Origin of the sequence: Pseudomonas sp. FeS53a, from assembly GCF_000931385.1 — a bacterium.
In the GTDB taxonomy this organism is placed as follows: domain Bacteria; phylum Pseudomonadota; class Gammaproteobacteria; order Pseudomonadales; family Pseudomonadaceae; genus Metapseudomonas; species Metapseudomonas otitidis.
Genome location: NZ_JYFT01000034.1, coordinates 111,945 through 133,992, shown reverse-complemented (window position 1 = coordinate 133,992; position 22,048 = coordinate 111,945). Strand labels below are relative to the sequence as shown.

The window sequence follows — 22,048 nt, the reverse complement described above, 5'->3', positions numbered from 1 at the left end:
ATTGGGAAGGCGGGGGATCGACGGCGGCGGACGCGGGGAGGGCGGGTGTGCCCTGAGGCGGTTCCGGCGTCTCCGGAAGCGTGCGGGGTGGGCTGAAAGGCCCGTTCCAGAGGGGTTGGATGGTTCGGGTGGCACGTCATTGAAGCAGGTGCGCGACACCCTGGCTTGTACATTTGTTCTTATTTCCGTATCGCGTGGTTAACGCTTGAGATGGGAATTTCTTTCATCTAGGTTGAAAAAGTTCCGCTGAAAAGCGGCCCTGTTTCCGCCTGTTCGACGACGAGTTGCCACCATGATCCGCCTGGGTGACGCCTGGATTTCGCTGGAGCGAAGAGAAGCCTTCCTGAACGGTGCTCCGGTGCGCCTGGGCAGCCGCGCCTTCGATGTGCTGGAAGCCCTGCTCGCCGCCCCCAACCGCCTGGTGACCAAGGCCGAGTTGCTGCAGGCGGCGTGGCCCGACCTAGTGGTGGAGGAGAACAACCTGCAGGTGCAGGTCTCGGCCCTGCGCAAGCACCTGGGCCTGGATGCGCGCCTGCTGGAAACGGTGCCGCGCCGGGGCTATCGCCTCAACCTGCAGGCAACCGTGGTGGCGGCCGCCGAGCCGCCTGTCCGACCGGTGCCCGCTGCGCCGGTCGGGCGCGCCGACGTGCATGTCATCGACGACGAGCCGGCCGTGCGCACGGCGCTGGTCCGCCAGTTGCGCTCGGCGGGTATCGAAGCCACGGCCTATGCCTCGGCGCCCGAGTTCCTCGCCCGCTGCCCCTGTGATCGCCCCGGCTGCCTGCTGCTGGACGTGCGCCTGCGCGAGGGCAGCGGCTTCGACCTGCAGGACGAGCTGGCCCGGCGCGGCGTGCCGTTGTCGGTGGTGTTCATGAGCGGCTTCGGCACCATCGACATGTCGGTCAAGGCCATGAAGGCCGGCGCCGAGGGCTTCCTCACCAAGCCGGTGGACGAGGCCCAGTTGCTGGCGGCGGTGGGCGAGGCCATGGGCCGGGCCTGCATCCTCCACCAGCAGCGCCATGCCCGGCAGGCGGTGCAGGCGCGCTATGCCAGCCTCACCCCACGGGAGCGCGACGTGTTCCGGTTGCTGCTGGAGGGCCGCCAGAACCGCGACATCGCCCAGCAGCTCGGCCTGCAGGACGTGACGGTGAAGATGCATAAAAAGCACGTCATGACAAAACTCGGCGCGAGCAACCTGATACACCTGCTTGTGGCGGGCCGCACGCTGGGGATGCTGCCCCAGTTCGACCCGGTCGCCGAACCGGCCTGACCCGGCATGCACGCCGCCATCCCCTGTCCTCTGCCCAGGGCTAGCCATGAAGGTCGTGTGCGTCGTCGACGACGAACCCAAGGTCCGCAAGAGCCTCGACAACCTGTTGCGCTCGGTCGGTCTGCGCGCCGTGTGCTTCGAGTCCGGCGAGGCTTTCCTCGCCTCACGCTGGCCGGAGCAGGCCGATGCGCTGCTGCTCGATGTGCGCATGCCCGGCCTGAAGGGCGCTGAGGTGCAGGCGCTGCTGGTCGAGCGCGGCTGCCCGCTGCCGGTCATCTGCATGTCCGCCGAGGCGGGCGCGCAGGGCGCCGAGTCGGCCCTGGCCCGCGGCGCCCATGCCTTTCTCGCCAAGCCCTTCAGTGCCGAGGCGTTGCTGGCCGCGCTGGCGGGCCTGCCCGGGTGGGCTGCGTGAGCCCGCCGCCGCTGCTGCATGACCTGCCCGACGCCCTGGCCGCCTGCTTCGACGAGCATTGGCTGGCCCGTGTCGATTGGCAGCCCCTGGACCGCAACGGCGAGCTGAGCCGCTGGCGAGTACGCGATAGCCGTACCGGCCGCCAGTGGCTGGTGGTGCGTGCAGGCCCCCAGGCCGCCCATTGGGAGCTGGCCGGGCTGGATCACGAATACGCACTCGGTTCGCGCCTGGACCCGGCCTGGGCGTTGCTGCCGGTGGCACGCCTGGGTGGCGCCGACGGCACCCTGCTGGTGCTGGACGACGACGCTGGCATGCCGCTCTCCCTCACCTGCCGCGAGCCCCTGGCGGTGGAGTCCTTCCTGCGCCTAGCCCTGGCCGCCGCCCAGGCGCTGGGCAAGGTCCATCGCAGCGGCCTGGCGCACCGCAACCTGTGCCCGGACAACCTGTTCCTGATGCCCGACGGGCGCATCCGCCTCACCGGCTTCGGCCAGGCTGGCGCCCTGGAAAACGCCGCTCCCGGGAGCCCGGCCCTCAGCGACCGGCAACTGGCCTACCTGCCGCCGGAGCGCGACGGCACGCCCGAGGCCGACCTCTATGCCCTGGGGGTGTGCTTCTTCCAGTGGCTCACCGGGCGCTACCCCTTCGTCGCGGGCGACCCGCTGGAGTGGCAGCACCGCCATGCAGCCGTCGCTGCGCCCGCACCCTCGCAGCTGCGGCCCGGCGTGCCCGCTGCAGTGGATGCGCTGCTGGCCGCCATGCTGGCCAAGCAGGCCGACGCCCGGCCGCGCCAGGCGGCCCAGGTGGAGAGCGAGCTGCGCCGTTGCCTGGAGGCCTGGCGCGAAGGCGCCGCGCTGCATCGGACCGCAGGCGGTGCCGCGTTGCTGGTGGCCCGTGAGGCCGAACTGGCGACCCTGGCCGCCGCCCGCGAACGCCTGCGCAAAGGGCAGGGCGGGGCCGTGCTGGTGGCGGGCGAGGCCGGCATCGGCAAAACCTCGCTGATGCGCCGCTTCCGTCGCGAGGAGGATGACGCCAGCGTGCTGTTCGCCAGCACCAAATGCGAACTGTCCCGCCGCCGCGCGCCCTACGAGGCCCTGGCCGCGCTGTTCGGCGGCCTGTGCGAGCGCCTGCTGGCCGAAACACCGGCCCAGGCCCAGCGCTGGCGCGAACACCTGCAAGGCGTGGTGGGCACCCATGCCCAGCGGGTGGTGCGCCTCATTCCGCCGCTGGCGCCCTTGCTGGGGGATGGCCGTTTGCCGGCCGAGGCATTGCCGCCCAGCGAAGCGCGGCGCTACCTGCACGGCGTGCTGCAGCGGCTGCTGGGCGCCCTGGCCCGGCGGGAGCATCCGTTGCTGCTGTTCGTCGACGACCTGCAGTGGATCGACGAGGAGAGCCGCGACTTCCTCTGCGAGCTGGCCCCTTCGGCCTTCGACCACTGCCTGCTGGTGCTCGCCTACCGGCCTGCCGAATGCCGGGCGGGCAGCCTTGCCGCGCCGTTGCTGGGCGCATGCGAGGGGCTTGGCGAGCGCTGTGTGCGTATCGACCTGGCGCCCCTGGGCGCGCGTGGCATCGGCGACCTGCTGGGCGCCGGCCTGAGCCTGCAGCCCGAGGCCCATGCCCGCCTGGCCGGGCACCTGGAGCAACAGGGGCACGGCAACCCGCTGTACCTCACCCAGTTCGCCGCCCTGCTGCGCGAGGCCGGCGATACGCCACTGATGGCCGACGGCCCGGTGGTGGACGTGGCCAGCCTGCTGGAGGTGCGCCTGCGGCGCCTGCCGGAGAGCACCCGGGAATTGCTGGGTGCGCTGGCCCTGCTGGGCAACCGCACGCCGCTGGACGAACTGGCCCAGGCCAGCGGCCTGCCCGCCGATACCGTGGCCCATCACTTGCACCCCGCGCGGGAGGCCGGCCTGCTGGAGGAGCAGGCGGAGGGCCTGGCCTTCGCCCACGACGCCTTGCTGGAGTCGGTGCGCGGGCAACTGCCGGCGCAGCACCAGGCCGGCATGCACGCCGGCTTCGCCCGCCAGTTGCTGGCCGGGCTGGCCACGCAGGCTCCCGCTGCGGCGGTGTTCCGGGTGGCTGCCCAGGTGCTGCGGGTGACCCCGGCCACGCTGGATGCCGAGGACCGGCGCCGCTTCGTCGACCTGCTGCTGCGTGCCGCCTGCCTGGCCGCCGACGCCGTCGCCCCCGGCCCGCTGCTGGACTACCTGCACCAGGCCGGGGCCCTGCTGCAGGGGCTGGACGACCCGGCCCGTGCCCGCGAGGTGGAGCTGTTGCACGTCCACGGGCTCATTCTCGGCGCCGACTACCTGGCGGCCGATACCCGCCTGCAAGCACGGCTGGCCGACACGGCGGATGCCCTGGAACGCATCGCCCTGCAGCGCCTGCGGGTGGAGATCCACTGCCTGCGGGGTGACTACCCCGGTGCCCTTGCGTGTGTCGCCGCCGCCCTGGCCGAGCGTGGCGTGGTGTTCCCCTGTGCGCCCACGCCGGAGCAGGCCGCCGAAGCCTGGCAGGCCCTGCTGGCCGAACTGGACGGCCGTCCGCCGGCGTGCTTCGCCGAGCTGCCCGCGGCGCAGGATGCCGAGGCACTGGCGGTGATGGAGCTGTTGGCCGCGCTGGTGGTGCCCGGGTCGTTCATCCAGCCGAACCTGATGCTGCTGGCCACCGCGCGCATCGCCCGCATGGCCCTGCAGCACGGGCTCAGCGCCGCGGCCGTGCAGGCCCTGGCGTGGCTCGGCGTGGCAGCGGCCGAGCGCTTCGAATGCCATGCCGAAGGCTTTGCCTTCAGTGCCGTGGCGCGGCGACTGGCGGAGCAGCCGGCCTACGCCGCCAGCCGCGTCTCGGCCCTGGTGGCGCTGGACCAGGTGAGCGTCTGGACCCAGTCGCTGCCCTTCGCCCTGGAATGCGCCGAGCAGGCCTACCGCGCCAGCCTGGCCCAGGGCTCGCCCAGCTTCGCCTGCTACGCCAACAACCACATCGTCTCGGACCTGCTGGTGCTGGGCGCCCCCATCGAACGCATGCTGGGGCAGATCGACAGCGGCCTGGAGCTGGCGCGCAACCTGGAGTTCCTCGACGCGCAGACCATCCTCCACGCCCAGGCCCGCTACATCCGCCGGCTGGCCGGGGAGGGCGGCGGTCACCTGCCGATCCCGGACGTGGAGATCCTGCGCCAGCGGGTGGCCTGGAGCCACATGGGCCCGCTGCGCTTCTGGTGGAGCCTGTTCGAAGGCCTGCTGGCCTTCCTCGAAGGTCAGCTGGAAGAGGCGGCCGTGCACCTGGACGCCGCCTGGGCGCTGACCTGGTCCGCGCCGGTGCACATCCACCAGATCGACCTGGCGATGTTCAGCGTGCTCAACCGTGCGGCCCTGCAGACCGACACCGGCCGGCCGCAGGACTATGCCGAACCGCTGCGCCGCCTGCGCCTGTGGGCGGCGCTGAACCCGCGCTACTTCGCCGACCGCCTGGCCCTGGCCGAGGCCGAGGTGGCCCGCGCCGAAGGCGACCCGGTGCGGGCGCTGCGCCTCTACGAGCGCGCCATCGCCTGTGCCGAAGCCTGCGGCGCCATCCACCTCAAGGGCCTGAGCCACGAGCTGGCGGCCCGCTGCCACGAAGCGCTGGAGCTGCCCGGCACTGCCCGTGAGCACCTGCGCCAGGCCCATGCCGCCTGGCGGCGCTGGGGCGCCCACACCCTGGCGGTGCAACTGGAGCAGGCCCACCCCTTCCTCTGCGAGGGCAGCAGCGTGGGTGATGGGCCCCGACCGGTCGCCGAGCAGCTGGACCGGCTGTCCATCACCCGCGCCTGCCAGGCGCTGTCCCGCGAGATCGAGCCCGCGGCGCTGATCGAGACGCTGCTGGCCAACGCCGCGATGCACGCCGGTGCCGGCTACGTCGCGCTGCTGCTCCACGAGGGGGGGAACCTGCACGTGGAAGCCTGCGGCCAGGCCGACCACGACGGGGTGACGGTGCGCCTGCAGCCCGAGGCGGAGGCCGCCCGGCTGGCGCCCCTGGGCCTGGTGCGCGAGGCCCTGGAGCGGCGCGAACCGGTGCTGGTGGAGGGCCCCTACGCCCTGCGCTGCTACACCGGCGACCCCTACCTGGGGCAGCTGGAGAACGGCACCGTGCTGTGCCTGCCGCTGCTCAAGCAGCGCGAGGTGGTGGGCGCGCTGTACCTGGAGAACCGCCTCACCACCGGCGCCATCGACCCGGCCCGCATCGACCTGCTGGCGCTGCTGGCGGCCCAGGCAGCGATTTCCCTCAGCCATGCCCGGCTCTATGGCGACCTGCTGGCGGAGAACCGCCGGCGCCGCGACAGCGAGAGCACCCTGCGGCGCACCCAGGCGCTGCTGGCCCTGGGGCAGGAGGTGAGCCGCTACGGCACCTTCGTCTGGCGGGTGGGGCGGGAGCCGTCGTTCTGGTCCGCCGCGCTGGTGGCCGAACTGCGCCTGGAGGCCCCGGCCGACGGCGCCTACCTCAGCCAGCCCGGTGCCCTGGTGCATGCCGACGACCGGGCGCGCTTCGGCCAGGCCCTGGAAACCGCCCTGGCCGAGCGGCAGGGCGCGCGCCTGGAGTTCCGCAGCGTCTCCATGGACGGTTCGCCGCGCTACCTGGAGCTGGTGCTGGAGCCCGCCGAACACGAGACCTTTATCGGCGTGGTCTCCGATGTGACCGAGCGGCGTCGCACCGAGGCCGAGCTGCGCGCGGCGCGCAGCGAGCTGGACCGCACCTCCCAGGCCACCATCCTCGGCGAGCTGGCAGCCTCCATCTCCCACGAGATCAACCAGCCCCTGGCCGCCATTCTTTCCAATGCCGGCGCCAGCATCCGCTGGCTGGAGCGCGACTCGCCCTCGGTGGAGGAGGCCCTGGAGGGCCTGCGCGACATCCTCGCCGAATGCCGTCGCGCTGCCGACATCGTCCGTGCCACCCGCGCCCTGGCCCGCCAGGCACCGAGCCAGCGGCGCCCCCTGGCGTTGGGCAAGGTGATCCGCCAGGTGCTGGCGATCACCCGCGCCGAGCTGGACGACAAGCACGTGGACGTCAGCCTGCGCCTGGCCAGTGGTGTCACCGTCGAGGGCGACGCCATCCAGCTGCAGCAGGTGATGCGCAACCTGATCCAGAACGCCGTGGAGGCCATGCAGTGCCAGCCGCCCAGCACCCGTCGGCTGGTGCTGGAGAGCCAGGTCTTCGGCAGCGAGGTGCTGGTGCTGGTTGAAGACAGCGGTCCGGGTGTGGCCGAGGAAGCCCAGGGGCGCATCTTCCAGGCCTTCTTCAGCACCAAGGCCAGCGGCATGGGCATGGGGCTGGCCATCTGCGAGTCGATCCTCTGCGCCCATGGTGGTCGGCTCGGCGCGACCCGTGGCCGGCGCGGCGAGAGCCTGTTCTTCTTCACCCTGCCGCTGGCGGCCGGGTGAGGGCGGTTTAAGGGTTTTTCAGGTTCGCCAAAGGACGCCCCGGCTGCTGCCGGGCGAGGCTCTGCCCATCCCCAAGGAGAGCCGCCATGACCGCACTGACGCTCGTCGCCGACACCCCCCTGGATGCCGAGACCTACCGCCTGACCCAACGCCTGCAGTCCGCCCTGGAGGGCTCGCCCCAGGGCGATGGCTCGGTGCTTTCGTCCCTCAGCCGGCAACTCTGCGACCACCTGCTGGCGCGCTACCGGGGCGCCGAGCGCACCTCTGGTGAACGGGCCGCGCTGTCACCCTGGCAGGAGAAGCGGGCCAAGGAGATCCTCGCCCGCAGCCTGCACAGCCGCCTGCTGATCGCCGACGTGGCACAGCAGTGCGCCATGTCCCGCAGCCACTTCTCCCGCGCGTTCAAGAAGACCACCGGCCTCTCGCCCCAGGAATGGACCCTGGACCTGCGCGTGCGTACCGCGAAGCAGCTGCTGGCCGAGGATCGCCTGTCCATCGCCCAGGTCAGCCTGGAATGCGGCTTCGCCGACCAGGCCCATTTCAGCCGCACCTTCAGCCGCCTGGTGGGCATGACGCCCAAGCACTGGCGCCAGCTCAATCGCGAGCAGGCCCGCGCCTGACTGTCTTCAGGGATATGGCCCTGGGGATAGGGTGGCGGTTCACGTCCGTTGCCGCCGGCCCTTGCGGGGTTCGGGTTGCGGCGGCTAGCCGGTCTCGCGCCAGCGCCTGAGCAGCATTTCGATGAACAGCTCGGCGGTGCTGGAAAGCGGCTCCCCGTCGCGGCGGACCAGGCCGATGGTGCGTTCGATGTGCGGGGGCGGCAGGTCCCGTGAGCAGAGGTTCTCGTGCTCGGCGTCGGGCATCGCCATGCGCGGCAGGATGGCCACGCCGAGGCCGCTCTCCACCAGGCCCAGGGAGGTGGACAGGTGCTGCACCTCGTAGAACCCGTTGAGGCGGATGCCGTGGCCGGAGAGGGCGCTGTCCAGCAGCATGCGGTTGCCGCTGTCGCGGCTGACGGTGATCAGCCGGACGTTCTGCAGGTCCGGCCAGCCCACTTCCGGTAGCGCGGCCAGCGGGTGGTCGCTGCGCATGGCGAGGACGAACGGGTCCCGCAGCAGCGGGGTGAAGCTCACGTCCGGGTGCTGGGCGCTGATCATGTTGATGCCGAAATCGGCGTCGCCGCTCACCACCCGTTCCAGCCCTTCGTTGGCACTGACGTCGAGGATGCGGATGCGGATGCCCGGATAGGCCTCGTTGAACACGCGGATGACGCTGGGCAGGAAGTAGAACGCTGCGGTGGGAATGCAGGCGATGGTGACGGTGCCCTTCTGGTGGGTCTTCAGCTCGCGGATGCCCTGCAGCGACGATTCGTAGTCCTCCAGCATGCGCCGCGCGCGGGGCAGGTAGTCCTTGCCCACCTCGGTCAGCCAGGTGCGCCGTGTGGTGCGCTCCAGCAGCTTGGCGCCGAGGGTTTCCTCCAGCTTCTGCAAACGGCGGGAGAGGGCGGGCTGGGACAGGTGAAGGGCCTGGGCGGCTTCCTGGAAGGACTGTGATTCGGCCACCCGGACGAAGGCGGCGAGGTCAAGGAACTCTATTCGATGCATGAAAGATCGGTCCGTTTGCTGGTTTGTACATTAATCCGATTTGGTTATTTATCGGAGTCGATATTTGCATTTGAAGCATTAAAACGGCGCTGACAAGCTCTGTCCATCGTTGAAACGGTCATGGGTTAGACCAAGATGATGAACAGCATCCCCTGCATGATCATGCGCGGCGGCACCTCCCGCGGCCCCTTCATCCACATGAACGACCTGCCCGAATCCGTCGAGGCGCGGACCGAGGTCCTGCTCGACCTGATGGGCTCCGGCCACCCGCTCCAGGTGGACGGTATCGGCGGCGGCAACTCGCTCACCAGCAAGGTGGCCATCGTCGGTCGCTCCTCCCGGCAGGACGCTGACGTGGACTACCTGTTCGCCCAGGTGGACGTCATCGAGCGCCGGGTCGACTACACCCCCAACTGCGGCAACATGCTTTCTGCCGTCGGCCCCTTCGCCATCGAGACCGGCCTGGTGGCGCCGACCTACGGTGAGACGCGGGTGCGGGTGTTCAACCTCAACACCCAGCGCATCATCGAGTGCGTCGTGCCGACGCCCCGTGGCCGGGTGGAGTACGAGGGCGAAACCTGCATCAGCGGCGTGCCGGGCCGCGCCGCGGGGATCCGCCTGAGCTTCCTCGACGTGGCCGGTGCCAAGACCGGTGCGCTGCTGCCCACCGGCCAGGCCCTGGAGTGGATCGACGGGGTGGAGGTCAGCTGCATCGACGCCGCCACGGCAACGGTGCTGATCCGCGCCGCTGACCTGGGGGTGGACGGCCATGCCGACCCCGCCGTGCTGGATGCCGATGGGGCGCTGCTCGCGCGGCTGGAACGCATCCGCCTGGAAGCCGGGCGGCGCATGGGCATGGGCGACGTGAGCGGCTCGGTCCTGCCCAAGCCCATCCTCCTGAGCCCCGCCCGCCACGGCGACGCCACCCTCTGCGCCCGCTACTTCGTGCCCCAGCGCTGCCACAAGGCGCTGGCGGTGACGGGGGCCATCGCCCTGGGCGCGGCGGTCAACGTACCGGGCAGCCTCGCCCAGCGCCTGGCCCTGGACAGCGGCCGCACCGAGGCGGGGCGGACGCTGGAGGCGGTGCGCATTGAGCACCCCTCCGGCCACCTCGACCTGCAGGTCGAGCTGCGCGGCGGCAATCCCCTGGATATCGCCCGCGTCTCACTGATCCGGACGGCCCGCAAGATCATGGACGGGCGCCTGTTCTACCGCCTTCCAGAGGCCCCTGCACTGACCGCCGGGCCTCACCTCCCACCCCCGACATAACAAACACAAGACGGGTAACCGATATGCATGCCACAGCCTTCGCACACCCCTTCCGATCCAGCCGGCCACTGCGGCCGTACCCCGACGCGACAGCCTGACGGGCCCTTGCCCGCTCCCTCGATCAGCGGCTTCATGGCGGGCGGTTCGCGCCGCCCGCCCGAGGCAGGAACCTAATAACTACAAGAGTCCAACGCCATGCTCTCTCTGCTCGGTTTGTCCATGGTGGTCGTGTTCACCTACCTGATCATGACCAAACGCCTTTCCCCGGTCGTGGCCCTGACCCTGGTCCCCATTGCCTTCGCGCTCGCCGGCGGCTTCGCCCCCGAACTCGGCAAGATGATGCTCGACGGTCTGAAGACGGTCGCGCCTTCGGCCGCGCTGCTGCTCTTCGCCATCCTGTTCTTCGGCATCATGATCGACGCCGGGCTGTTCGACCCGCTGATCCGCCGCATCCTCCAGACGGTCAACGGCAACCCGGTGAAGATCGCCATCGGCACCGCGTTGCTGTCGCTCATGGTCGCCCTGGACGGCGACGGCACCACCACCTACATGATCACCGTCGCCGCCATGCTGCCGCTGTACCGGCGCATCGGCATGAACCCGCTGGTCCTGGCCTGCATCGCCATGCTCTCCCTCAGCATCATGAGCGGCATGAGCCCCTGGGGCGGTCCCGCCACCCGTGCCATCGCGGTGCTCGGGCTGGATGCCAGCGCCTACTTCATCCCCATGCTGCCGACCATGGTCGGCGGGGCGCTGTGGGTGGTGTTCACCGCCTGGGTACTGGGGCGCCGCGAGCTGAAGCGCATCGGCAGCGTGCACCTGAAGACCGGCGGCGACGATTGCTACATCAAGGCCATCCTGGCGGACAGCCCGCACAAGCGGCCGCGCCGCATCCTGCTGAACCTGCTGCTGGTGATCGGGGTGATGACCGCCCTGGTCATGGGGCTGATGAACGCGGCGGTGCTGTTCATGCTCGGCTTCGTGGTGGCGCTGATGGTCAACTACCCGCGCCTCGAAGAGCAGAAGGAGCGCATCCTCGCCCACTCGGGCAATGCGATGACCGTGGTGCTGCTGGTGTTCGCCGCCGGCGTGTTTGCCGGGATCTTCTCCGGCACCCAGATGGTCGATGCCCTGGCCAACTCCCTGGTGCAGATGATCCCCGCCAGCTGGGGCCGGATCTTCCCGCTGGTGGTCGCCATCACCAGCATGCCGCTGACCTTCGTCCTCTCCAACGACGCCTACTACTTCGGCATGGTGCCCATCCTGGCCCAGGCGGCCTCGGCCTACGGCATCGATCCGGTGGAGATCGCCCGCGCCTCGGTGCTGGGCCAGCCGGTGCACCTGATGAGCCCCCTGGTCGCCTCCACGCTGCTGCTGATCGGCATGGTCGACCGGGACATCGGCGACTTCCAGCGCTTCACCCTGAAGTGGGCGGTGCTGACCTCGCTGGTCATCACCGCACTGGCCCTGCTCAGCGGCGCCATCAGCCTGGTCGCCTGAGCCTTCCCGTCCGTCAGCGTCCCGCTCCCTTCCGGGAGCGGGCGATTTTCCACCCGCGAGGTGCACCATGTCCCCCCATCACGCCCTGCGCCGCAGCGGCGCGGTACTCGCCTGCGTGGCCGCCGCGCTTGCACCCGAGGCCGTTGCCGAGGGCTTCTTCGCCGACAGCAAGGCCACCCTGCAACTGCGCAACCTCTACTTCAACGACGACTTCAAGGACGAGTCCGGGATGTCGCCCCGGGCCGCTACCAGCGCCCAGTCCCGCCGCGAGGAGTGGGCCCAGGGGTTCCTGCTGGACGCCCAGTCCGGCTATACGCCAGGCCCGCTGGGGGTCGGCCTCGACGCCCTCGGCCTGCTGGGCGTCAGGCTGGACTCCGGACGCGGACGGGCCGGTACCGGGCTGCTGCCGCGCCATGACGACGGTCGGGCGGCGGACGAGTTCTCCAGCCTGGGTCTCACCGCCAAGGCGCGCCTGGGCGGAACCACCCTCCGGCACGGCACCCTGCAACCCAGGCTGCCGGTGCTGGTGCGCAACGATGCCCGCCTGCTGCCGCAGACCTTCGAGGGCACCCAGGTGTCCAGCGTCGACATCCCCGGCCTCAGCCTCACCGCCGGCTACCTGAGGGAGGGCCGCCAGCGCGATTCCAGCGACGACCACCCCCTCACGGCCGATGGCTACGGCGGCGACCGGGGCGAGGGCTTCTGGTTTGCCGGCGCCGACTACAAGGTCGGCAAGCCGCTGGTGCTCAGCTACTACCTGGGCGAGCTGGAGGCCTTCTATCGGCAGCACTACCTGGGGCTGGTGCACACCCTGTCCCTGGGGCCCGGCAGCCTGGCCAGCGACCTGCGCTACTTCCGCAGCCGCGATGTCGGGCAGGCCCGCAACGGCGAGCTGGACAACCACATGCTCAGCGCCCTGCTGACCTACACCGTCGATGGCCATGCCCTGAGCGCCGGCTACCAGCGCCTGAATGGGGAAGGGGGCTTGCCCTTCGTCGAAGGCGCCACCGTCTACAGCTTCAGCAATGCCGGGGTGGGCAAGTTCATCGAGGAGGACGAACGCACCTGGATGCTCGGCTACGCCTACGACTTCGCCGCCCTTGGCGCGCCGGGGCTGAGTGCCGGCCTGCACTACTTCAAGGGACGGGATGGAACCACCGTGCTGCGGGGGGCCGAGGTGGCGGCCAATGAGTGGGAGCGTGACCTCGACCTGGCCTATGTGGTGCAGACGGGCGCCCTCAAGGGGCTGGGCCTCAAGTGGCGGCACATCGCCTACCGCTCCAGCTACAGCCGCGACCGCGACAACAACCGGCTCTACATGACCTACGACATCGCCCTCTGGTAGGGCCGGATGCTGCGTGCCCAGCGGACCACCCGGGTGCTCGGACGGGCGCCCTGCAACCCAAGGAGATACCCCTGATGGACTGGCTGACACAGCCTGAATTCTGGATGGCCCTGGCGCAGATCGTCGCCATCGACATCCTGCTGGGCGGCGACAACGCCGTGGTCATCGCCCTGGCCTGCCGCCACCTGCCCGAGGCACAGCGTCGCCGGGCGATCCTCGGCGGCGTGGCGGGTGCCATCGCATTGCGCATCCTGCTGCTGTTCTTCGCCCTGCAACTGCTTGCCTTGCCTTTCCTCAAGCTGGCCGGGGCGCTGATGCTGCTGTGGATCGGCATCAAGCTGTTGCAGCCCGAGCCGGAGGCCGCCCACGAGGTGGTGGCTGGCACCGGTTTGTTCAGTGCCATCAGGACCGTCATCGTCGCCGACGCGGTGATGAGCCTGGACAACGTGCTGGCCGTGGCCGGTGCGGCCGGTGGCAACCTGCTGCTGGTGAGCCTGGGCGTGCTGATCAGCATCCCCATCATCGTCTGGGGCAGCCAGCTCGTCCTGCGCCTGCTGGATCGCTACCCCCAGGTGGTGCTGCTGGGCGGCGGCCTGCTGGGCTGGATTGCCGGCGGCATGCTGGTGACGGATGTGGCCCTGGCCGGCTGGTTGCCCGAGGCCGCCTGGGTCCGGCCGCTGGCATCCGCCTCCGCTGCCGCGCTGGTCATTGCCTGCGGGCTGCTGGTGGGCCGCCGGCAACCGACCGTCCCGGCTGAGGATGGGCAGGCCGACTCCGAGGCTTGAGCGAAGTACAGCGACAAGGTCCGGGCCCGCCGCAAGGCGGGCACCAGACACGGCGATCAGCCTTTCAGCGGGGGCGTGCGCGGCGGGACGATCCGGCGCGAGCCGGTGGACTCGAACGCGGCGGCGTAGCGCAGCAGGGCGTTGTCGTCATAGGCGCGGCCGGCGAAGGTCAGGCCCACCGGCATGCCGATGTCGGCCATCACGCCCATGGGCACGGTGACGGTGGGTACGCCCAGGTGGCGGATGGCGAGGTTGCCGTTGGCGACCCAGACGCCATTGCTCCAGGCGATGTCGGCGGATGCCGGGTTGACGTCGGCATCCGCCGGGGCCACGTCGGCCACGGTGGGGAACAGCACGGCGTCCAGGCCCTGGGCCTGCATCCAGTCCTCCAGGTCGATCTTGCGGGTGTACTCCAGGGCGCGCAGGCCGTCGGGCAGGGTCTCGATGCGGTCCCAGGGGGTGATGCCGCGCTCGGCCATGGTCACGTACTCGGCCATGCTCGCCGCCAGGTCGCCCTCGCGGTTGGGCAGGGTGCCGGGTTCGTGGGGGAAGATCTGCGGGCCATCCACGTCCTTCAGGCGGTTGAGCTTCGGATCGCCGTTGGCCTGGAGGAAGTCGTCGAAGGCCCAGGCGGTCAGGTCCCACAGCTCGTGGTGGAGGAACTCCTTGGAGACGATGCCGCGGTTGAACACCGTGGGCGCGCCGGGGCGGTCGCCCTCGCAGTTGGAGACCAGCGGGAAGTCCACTTCCAGCACTTCGGCACCGGCCGCTTCCAGGGCCTGGCGCGCCTGCTCCCACAGTGCGATGACACTGGGGCGGGTGTGGATGCGCTGGCCGGTGGGGCCGCCGATGCCGGGGTTCTCGCTGGTGCCGGCGTCCGGGTCCTGGTTGATGAACATGCGCGGCACGCCGAAACGCTTGCCGGCCAGGGCTTCGGTGCCGGCGGCCAGGTCCTGGTAGCGGGCGGGGCGGACTTCGCTCACCGAGGGGATCGGCACCCAGGGCTGCAGGCGCCAGAGGTCGCCGCGCTTCTCGGCGTCCTCGGCGACGATCACGTCGAGCACGTCCAGTAGGTCGGCCATGGTGCGGGCGTAGGGCACCACCACGTCCATGGTCGGGGTCAGCGGCCAGTTGCCACGGATGGAGATCACCCCACGGGACGGGGTGTAGGCGCACAGGCCGTTGTTGGAGGCGGGGCCCCGGCCGCTGGACCAGGTCTCCTCGGCCAGGCCGAAGGCGGCGAAGCTGGCAGCCGTGGCGGTGCCGGCACCGTTGGAGGAGCCGGAAGCGAAGGGCGCGGTGAGGTAGCCGGCGTTGTAGGGGCTTTCGGCACGGCCGTAGACGCCGCGCTGCATGCCGCCGTTGGCCATGGGCGGCATGTTGGTCTTGCCCAGACAGATGGCGCCGGCGGCGCGCAGGCGTTCGATGGTGAAGGCGTCGCGGTAGGCCACCAGGTCCTTGAAGGCGGGGCTGCCGGAGGCGGCGGTGAGGCCCTTGACCAGGTAGCTGTCCTTGGCGGTGTAGGGGATACCGTCCAGCGGGCCGAGGGTTTCGCCCCGGGCGCGGCGGGCGTCGGAGGCTTCGGCTTCGGCGAGGGCCTCGGGGTTGCGCACCACCACGGCATTGAGGGCGGTGGCGGTGTTGGGGCCGTCGTAGGCGTCGATGCGGGCGAGGTAGGCCTTCACCAGCTCGACGGCGGTGGTCCGGCCCGACTCCAGCGCAGCGCGCAGGTCGGCAATGGAAACTTCGGTTACTTCGATCATGGGGTCACCGCTGGCAGGTGCCGCGTGGCACGCGTGGTTCGGAATTCGGCGGGCAGGGCCCGGGGCTCGATGCCTTCCGGGCCGTGGGCCGGGCGAGTCGAGGCGACCTATTTAGCATCTGGCGGCGTCGGGCGGAATCTCCTGGTCGCGTTTTCGCATGTGGGTGGCCTGTTCGCGTCCGCCAGCGGGTTTTGGCGAGGCGGTTTTTCCTCTTGTAGACTTCCCCCGCCTTGTCAGAAAAGAACGCCGCATGAATCGGCCGTATCCTGCACCTGCTTTCCTGAACACGCTTTCCCTGCCCAGCCTCTTCGGTCTCTGGGCGTGCCTGCTCGTGGCCCTGGTGCTGGCGACCGCGCCGGCTCGGGCGGAGGAGGTGGTGGATGCCGCGGCGATGAGCGAGCAACCGCTGTCGCTGACCGACGCCCTGGACCTGCTGGAGGACCCGCAGGCCCGCTACGGCCTGGACGATGTACGCAACCCGCCGCTGGCCGAGCGCTTCGAGGGTGGGCGAGCGCCGGCCAACGCCCTGGCGCTGGGCTTCACCCGTTCAGCGTTCTGGCTGCGGGTGGCGCTGCACAATCCGGGCGACGTGCCGCTGCGCCGGATGCTGGTGGTGGACAACCCGCGCGTGTCCCAGGTCGACGCCTTCCTGCCGGATGGCCAGGGGGGCTATCGCACGGTGCTCACCGGCAGCGACCGGCCGTTCGACACGCGTCTCTACCCCAATCGCAACTTCGTCTTCCCGCTGCTGCTGGCCCCTGGCGAGACCCAGGTGGTGTACCTGCGGGTGGCGTCCAAGATCGGCCTGCTGGTGCCGCTCAAGCTCTGGGATGAGGCGGCCTTCCATGTTGCCGAGCGCGAGGACTACGCGATCCAGGCGTGGTACTTCGGCATCGCCACCGCGATGATCCTCTTCAACCTGCTGCTGTTCGCCGTGCTGCGCGACCGCACCTACCTGTTCTACGTCATCTACGTCGGCCTGATGATGCTGGGCTTGGCCAGCAAGAACGGCCTGGCACCGGAGTCGCCCTGGGACGCCTTGCTGCTGAATTCCAACGAGGCCTATTACTCCGGCGTGTCCCTCGCCCTGGTGGGCATGCTGCTGTTCACCCGGCGCATGCTGCAGACCCGCGAAAGCCTGCCGCGTACCGACCGGCTGATGCTGGCGCTGGTGGGGCTGTACCTGCTGACCCCGGCGCTGTACTGGATGGCGCTGCCGGTGTTCGCCCGCGCGGCGGTGCTGCTGAACCTGGCCACGGCCTTGCTGATCGTCGGCGTGGCCGTGGCCTGTGCCTTCAGGCGCCAGCGCACCGCGTACTTCTTCATCGGTGCCTTCGCCCTGCTCATCGCCGGGGGCACCACCACCATCCTGCGGGCCATCGGCCTGCTGCCCACCAACGTCTTCACCGTGGACGGCATCCAGCTCGGCTCGGCGATGGAGATGATGCTGCTGGCCTTCGCCCTGGCCGATCGCTACAACGTCATGCGCCGCGAAAAGGCCCGGGTGAAGGACGAGCTGCTGCGCGCCCAGCAGCAATTGGTGGAGAACCTGCAGCAGTCGGAACGGCTGCTGGAGCAACGGGTGGCCGAACGTACCGACGAGTTGCAGGTGCTCAATCGTCGACTGAAGACCCTCAGCCTCACCGACGGCCTGACCGGCATCGCCAACCGGCGGCACTTCGACGTGATGCTGAGCCAGGCCTGGAGCCATGCGCAGCGCAACGGGGAGCCGCTGGCCCTGGCAGTGATGGATGTGGACTGGTTCAAGCCCTACAACGACCACTACGGCCACCCGGCCGGTGATGCCTGCCTGCGCCAGGTGGCCCAGGCCCTGAGCGCCACGCTGTGCCGCTCCAGTGACCTGATGGCGCGCTACGGCGGCGAGGAGTTCGTCTTCCTCGCCCAGAACAGCGGCGTCGAAGGGGCGCTGGGCCTGGCACGCCGCGTGGCCGAGGCCATGGAGGCGCTGCACCTGCCCCATGAGCGTTCGCCCCTGGGCCGCGTCACCCTGAGCATCGGTGTGGCCGCGATGGTGCCGCAGCCCGGCCAGCTCCCCGAGGTGTTGTTGCAGCGTGCCGACGCCGCGCTCTACGAGGCGAAGCGAGGCGGTCGCAACCAGGTGGTGGTCGACGGCTGACGGCCTTCGGCATTGCAGAACACCCTGCGCCGTAGGCGCCACCCTTGCATCCTGCAAATGGCAGGGTGATGTCGAGCGCACGCAAGTGACTGATTTGCCTGGGGACCCGCCACGGGGGCGGTGTGGCACGAGGTCTGCACCCAAGGGAGGACACCGAACCCAAGGAGCCTCCCCATGAGCATCGCCATCCAGGAACTCTTCCAGGCATTCCCCGGCTACGAGATCGCCATCACTCCCCGGCCCGACGGCATGTTGCTGCTGTGCCTCAAGCACGGTGACGCAGAGCCCCTGCGCAAGGCCATCGACGGAGACGTGGTGTTCTGTGAGCAGCGCGTGCGCCGTGTCATCCGTGAACTGACCCGCGACCTGAAGCTGGCCGCCGGGGAAGTGAGCTGGAAGGGCGAGGGCAACCAGTGGGTGCGTGCCGAGCTGCCCACCTTCACCGGTGACCCCATCCACTTCACCGCCGCCAAGACCCTGTTCGCCCGCCGCGCCGTGCGCCGCCCGGGCCAGGCCCTGGCCGACGCGGTGCGTTGATCAGCGCTGGGCCACCAGGAACAGGCGCGGGAACGGCAGCAGCACGCTGCCGTCGTCCAGGGTCGGGTAGGCCTCGGCCAGTTCGGCCCGGTAGGCCGCCAGGAAGGCCTGCTGGCCGGCATCGTCCAGCGGCGCCAGGAAGGGGCGCAGCCCGGTGGCGCGGAGCCACTCGATGATGGCCCCCGGGCCGCCCGCCAGCGGGTGGTAGTAGGTGGTACGCCACAGGTCGACGCGGGCGCCGGCCTGGGTCAGCAGGCGGTAGTACCACTTCGGCGCATGGCGCGCCTCTCGGGCGCCGGCCGCCTCGCGCAGGGCGTCCGCCCAGGGGCCACTGGCAGCCACTTCGCGCATCAGGCGGTGGGAGTCCTCGTCGAGGTTGTCGGGTATCTGCACCGCCAGGCAGCCGCCGGGTGCCAGTTGCGCCAGCAGGCGCGGCAGCTGGCTGCCATGGTCCGGCAGCCACTGCAGGGAGGCGTTGGCAAAGATCAGGTCCGGTGCCACCTGGGCAGTCCACTGGGCGATATCGCCCTCGAGGAAGGTTACGCCCGGCAGGCGTTGGCGAGCGGCGTCGAGCATGTCGGGCGAGCTGTCCAGCCCGCTGATGGCTGCGTGCGGGTAACGCTCCACCAGCAGCTGGGTGGAGTTGCCGGGGCCGCAGCCGAGGTCGATGGCGTGGTGCACGTCGGTCAGCGGCACCCGCGCCAGCAGCTCGATGGCCGGGCGGGTGCGTTCGTCTTCGAACTTGCGGTACTGCTGGGCGGACCAGGTCATGGCGGGCTCCTCCGACGGGAAGCGCCCATCATCCTCGCAGCCGCCTGTTCACACCAGCGCGGGTGGCTCCGATGCTGCCGGGCGGTAGAGCACCAGGCGGTAGGTGACCAGGCAGATCATCCAGTCGAACAGCAGCGTCCAGACGTTGTGCGAGAGAAAGTGCGCGCCCTGCATCATCCGTCCCAGGGACAGCACCGACCCCAGCACCAGCGCGCCCATCAGGGCCGCACGGGCCAGCCGTGGGCGGCGGTCCCGCAGGAAGAAGAACAGCGCCAGCAAGGCAAAGCCGCTGGAGGCGTGTCCGCCCGGCCAGCAACGCCCGGGGTGGTCGGTGGGCGCACGCTGGGACAGCAGCGGGGTGTAGACCTCCTCGCCACCGAAGGCCGTGAGATCCCACGGGCAATGCACCTCGGTCAGCGCCTTGAGCGGCGTGACGATGGCGGTGGACAGTCCCAGCGCCAGCACCAGGTAGCCCAGCGAGCGGCGCCAGCCGGCCATGCGCTTGAGCAGCAGGCTGGCGACGAAGCCCACCAGGGCGAACACCGCCATCACGATCACGGCCTGCTTGACCCGGTCATGCAGGATGGTTTCGAGGAAGTAGCTGTGCCCGCCGACGAAGCCGGTGGCCGGGTCGTAGAAGGCGTTGGCGATGGCGAAGTCCAGGCGCGTCGGGTCGAGCACCAGCAAGACGGTCATGCAGACCAGGGGCAGCACCGCCCACAGGCGGAAGTTGAACGGCCGCGAGACGACCGTCGCGCGGGGCGGGGTATCGGCCTCCAGTTCGGTAGGGAAGGTGGCGTCGGGGGTGTGGTTCATGGTCGGTCCTTATACGGTCAGGCCCTCCCTGCCGGACGTGCAGGTGGGCATGGGCGCCGACCTTAAGTGTGGGCGTGTCATTTTTGCGTGAAAAACACAGCGTCGATGCCGCTGTGAAAAACTGCACGGCGATTGATGTTTTTTTCACGCGGTTTTGACACCCGGTTGATTGATGCGCCCCTAGTCTGGCCCTCCCTGTCACTGGGAGTGGATGGCATGACTGACCCCCGTCGGGCCCAATCGGGCAGCACCCTGGAGCCGGCCTTCGTGCCCGCGTCGCTGGACGCGGCTGCGCCCCGGCCGAGCCTCTGGCGGCGGTTGGCCAACTGGCGCGAGGACCAGGTGGCGCGCCGCGCGCTGCGCCTGGCCGGGGAACCCTGCCTGGTGCTCGACCTGCCCTGTGGCAGCGGCCGCTTCTGGCCCGTGCTGGTGGGCTGGGCCAACCGCATCGTCATCGGCGCCGACGAATCCGCGCGCCGCCTGGACGTGGCCCTGCACGAACAACCGGCGAACGTGCTGCAGCGCATCCGCCTGCTGCAGACCTCCGCCTTCGGCATCGACCTGGGCGAGAACGCCGTCGACTGCATCTTCTGCATGCGCCTGATGCACCGGCTCGGCGAACCCGGACAGCGCCTGGCCATGCTGCGGGAATTCCACCGGGTCACCCGCGACACGCTGATCCTCTCGCTCTGGGTGGACGGCAACTACCGCGCCTGGCGCCGCCGCCGGCTGGGCCGTGGCGACCGCGACCGACACGTCGCGCGCCGCAGCGAGGTCGAGGCCGAGTTCCGCCAGGCCGGCTTCGAGATCATCGGCCACCAGGACGTCCTGCCGGGCTGGGCGATGTGGCGGGTGTATACCTTGCGCAAGGTGGAGTGAGCTGGCCGTCTCATAGGTCGACTGCGTCGCTCAGCCCTTGCAGCCCTCATCCAGCAACAGTTCAGCAGCCGGGACGCCGGCTCCGGTGTCCACGCGCAGCAGGCAGGGGTGGCGGACGGTGCTTTCCAGTACCTGGCTCTGCACCGGCAGCAGGTCGCCGATGAAGGCGCTCTGCAGCACCGGGTTGCCCTGGAAACGGTTGCCGCCGAGCACGATCTGCTCCAGCCCTTCTACCCGCACCATGGCTTTGCCAATGCCCCCCAGGGTGTTGCCGGTGAGCATCAGGCGGCCGGGCAGGCGTTGGGGGTTGCGCAGGCTGACGGCGTATTCGGGGGTGTTGCCGATCTGGTTGCCCACCAGGAACAGCGCGCCGCCGACATTGTTGGCGTCGATGCCGCTGCCTTGGGTGTTGCCGATGAGGTTGCCCTCCAGCAGCAACGGCCGGACTTCGCTGGGTGCCAGCTGGTTCAGCAGGATGCCGGTGCCGTGGGAGGCGCCCAGCAGGTTGCGGCGGATGCCCAGGGCACCTTGCTGCTCCACCACTTCGATGCCGGCCTTGGCGGTGTTCAGCACGCTGTTGTCGGCGATCAGCCCGCTGACCTGGCCGCGTGCGCGCAGGCCGCTGTTGTTCTGCACGCCGTCGATGCGGTTGCCCAGGACTTCGACCTGGCTGTCTTTCAAGTCCACCGCGTACTGCTGCTGGTCGCTGAAGCGCGACCCCTGTACCCGCGCGCGGGCGTGCTGCAGCTCCAGGGCGGTGGACAGGTCGCTGAAGGTGCTGTTGCGCACCAGCACCCGTGCCGGCGCTGTGGAGGCGGGCTGCTGGGGGCTCAGGGCCGTGGTGATGCCCCGGGTGAAGTTGGCGTTGTAGCCGAGCCGCTCCAGGTGTGAATCCTCGATGTGCAGGGTGCTGCCGGCCCAGGCCATCACGAAGGGGCGATACGGGTCCTGGGTGTCGCCTGGCGATTCGCCTTTCCAGCTGGAGAGGGTGGCGCCCTTGAGCTGCAGCAGCCCTCGGTTGATCAGCGCGGTGCCGGAGGGGGTGTACAGGTACAGCGTGCTGCCTTCGATCCGCAGGGCTGCGCCGGGGGCGATCACCAGCGGGTAGCTGAGCAGGTAGCCGTCCTTGTGCCGCTTCAGCACGTGGGGGTCGTTGAGTGCGCTGGAGAGCTGTTCCAGGGTCAGGCTGCCGCCGCTGATCACCACCGCTTGCGGGTGGTGGGCCTGGTAGCCGGCGATGGCGCGGAACAGGCCGTTCCTGGCGAAGGGCTCGAAGTACCAGCTGCCCTGCTGGGAGGAGAACATCGTCTCCAGGCTGGCGTGTGCGCGGCCTGCGGGCACGGCCGTTTCCAGGGGAGGGAGGACCGCCTGGGCGATGGCGTCACGGGCGTGCTGAAGCTCGGCCTGCTGGCCATCCCATGGCAGCAGGCTGAGGGCCGGATGGGGCGGCTGGTAGCTGGCCGCCTGGGCATCAAGGCCCAGCAGCAGGGGCAACAGGCCTGCGAGCAGGCGGCGGCCGGAGCGGAATATGACCTGGCGCATGTGCGGTCCT

General features: G+C 70.1%; 16 protein-coding genes. 11 read left to right on the top strand and 5 right to left on the bottom strand.

Annotated features, from left to right (window positions below):
- The first annotated feature begins 292 nt into the window (after window positions 1-292).
- The 4 genes from SZ55_RS09710 (at window position 293) to SZ55_RS09695 (ending at window position 7,710) form a co-directional block, all read left to right on the top strand.
- Window positions 293-1,270: a response regulator gene (locus tag SZ55_RS09710; protein ID WP_044404808.1), complete on the top strand. Its 978-nt coding sequence runs from the start codon at window positions 293-295 to the stop codon at window positions 1,268-1,270.
- Between the two features lie 55 nt (window positions 1,271-1,325).
- On the top strand, window positions 1,326-1,682 hold the full coding sequence (locus SZ55_RS09705) for a response regulator (RefSeq protein ID WP_052807572.1): 357 nt from the start codon (window positions 1,326-1,328) through the stop codon (window positions 1,680-1,682).
- Window positions 1,679-7,090 carry a trifunctional serine/threonine-protein kinase/ATP-binding protein/sensor histidine kinase gene (locus SZ55_RS09700; RefSeq protein WP_044404803.1) on the top strand — a complete coding sequence of 1,804 codons (5,412 nt, stop codon included), beginning with the start codon at window positions 1,679-1,681 and terminating at the stop codon, window positions 7,088-7,090. The genes SZ55_RS09705 and SZ55_RS09700 overlap by 4 nt, the downstream gene beginning before the upstream one ends.
- A gap of 86 nt (window positions 7,091-7,176) precedes the next feature.
- Window positions 7,177-7,710 (top strand): helix-turn-helix transcriptional regulator, encoded by a 534-nt coding sequence (locus SZ55_RS09695; RefSeq protein ID WP_082078197.1) that lies wholly within the window; start codon window positions 7,177-7,179, stop codon window positions 7,708-7,710.
- Between the two features lie 84 nt (window positions 7,711-7,794).
- Here the strand turns inward: SZ55_RS09695 and SZ55_RS09690 are convergent, their stop codons facing one another.
- A complete protein-coding gene (locus SZ55_RS09690; RefSeq protein WP_044404801.1) occupies window positions 7,795-8,694 on the bottom strand; it encodes a LysR family transcriptional regulator in 900 nt (299 codons plus the stop codon).
- Between the two features lie 138 nt (window positions 8,695-8,832).
- Here SZ55_RS09690 and SZ55_RS09685 point away from each other — a divergent pair, with 138 nt between their 5' ends.
- The 4 genes from SZ55_RS09685 to SZ55_RS09670 all read left to right on the top strand — a co-directional run bounded on the left by SZ55_RS09685 (window position 8,833) and on the right by SZ55_RS09670 (window position 13,593).
- Window positions 8,833-9,963, top strand: coding sequence for a 4-oxalomesaconate tautomerase (locus SZ55_RS09685; RefSeq protein ID WP_201774865.1), 1,131 nt, complete (start codon window positions 8,833-8,835; stop codon window positions 9,961-9,963).
- Between the two features lie 195 nt (window positions 9,964-10,158).
- Entirely contained in the window at window positions 10,159-11,463 is a 1,305-nt protein-coding gene (locus SZ55_RS09680; RefSeq protein WP_044404795.1) for a CitMHS family transporter, read from the top strand.
- 67 nt (window positions 11,464-11,530) lie between these two features.
- Window positions 11,531-12,808, top strand: coding sequence for an OprD family porin (locus tag SZ55_RS09675; protein WP_052807571.1), 1,278 nt, complete (start codon window positions 11,531-11,533; stop codon window positions 12,806-12,808).
- A 71-nt stretch (window positions 12,809-12,879) separates the two neighbouring features.
- A complete protein-coding gene (locus SZ55_RS09670) occupies window positions 12,880-13,593 on the top strand; it encodes a TerC family protein (RefSeq protein WP_044404856.1) in 714 nt (237 codons plus the stop codon).
- 56 nt (window positions 13,594-13,649) lie between these two features.
- Here SZ55_RS09670 and SZ55_RS09665 read toward each other — a convergent pair whose 3' ends face one another.
- Window positions 13,650-15,356, bottom strand: a complete 1,707-nt coding sequence (locus SZ55_RS09665; RefSeq protein WP_044404792.1) for an amidase — start codon at window positions 15,354-15,356, stop codon at window positions 13,650-13,652.
- A 250-nt stretch (window positions 15,357-15,606) separates the two neighbouring features.
- On the opposite strand from SZ55_RS09665, the gene SZ55_RS09660 reads away from it, so the two are divergent.
- Together SZ55_RS09660 and SZ55_RS09655 are read left to right on the top strand one after the other, a co-directional pair.
- Window positions 15,607-17,493: a diguanylate cyclase gene (locus SZ55_RS09660; protein WP_082078196.1), complete on the top strand. Its 1,887-nt coding sequence runs from the start codon at window positions 15,607-15,609 to the stop codon at window positions 17,491-17,493.
- Between the two features lie 174 nt (window positions 17,494-17,667).
- Window positions 17,668-18,030 carry a DUF3509 domain-containing protein gene (locus SZ55_RS09655; RefSeq protein ID WP_044404789.1) on the top strand — a complete coding sequence of 121 codons (363 nt, stop codon included), beginning with the start codon at window positions 17,668-17,670 and terminating at the stop codon, window positions 18,028-18,030.
- Here the strand turns inward: SZ55_RS09655 and tam are convergent, their stop codons facing one another.
- Window positions 18,031-18,801 (bottom strand): trans-aconitate 2-methyltransferase, encoded by a 771-nt coding sequence (gene tam, locus SZ55_RS09650; RefSeq protein ID WP_044404786.1) that lies wholly within the window; start codon window positions 18,799-18,801, stop codon window positions 18,031-18,033.
- A gap of 48 nt (window positions 18,802-18,849) precedes the next feature.
- Window positions 18,850-19,497, bottom strand: coding sequence for a phosphatase PAP2 family protein (locus SZ55_RS09645; protein WP_044404850.1), 648 nt, complete (start codon window positions 19,495-19,497; stop codon window positions 18,850-18,852).
- A 336-nt stretch (window positions 19,498-19,833) separates the two neighbouring features.
- Between SZ55_RS09645 and SZ55_RS09640 the strand changes: the two genes are divergently transcribed.
- Window positions 19,834-20,496, top strand: coding sequence for a class I SAM-dependent methyltransferase (locus SZ55_RS09640; protein WP_052807570.1), 663 nt, complete (start codon window positions 19,834-19,836; stop codon window positions 20,494-20,496).
- A gap of 30 nt (window positions 20,497-20,526) precedes the next feature.
- Here SZ55_RS09640 and SZ55_RS09635 read toward each other — a convergent pair whose 3' ends face one another.
- A complete protein-coding gene (locus SZ55_RS09635) occupies window positions 20,527-22,038 on the bottom strand; it encodes a right-handed parallel beta-helix repeat-containing protein (RefSeq protein WP_044404782.1) in 1,512 nt (503 codons plus the stop codon).
- Window positions 22,039-22,048 lie beyond the last annotated feature (10 nt).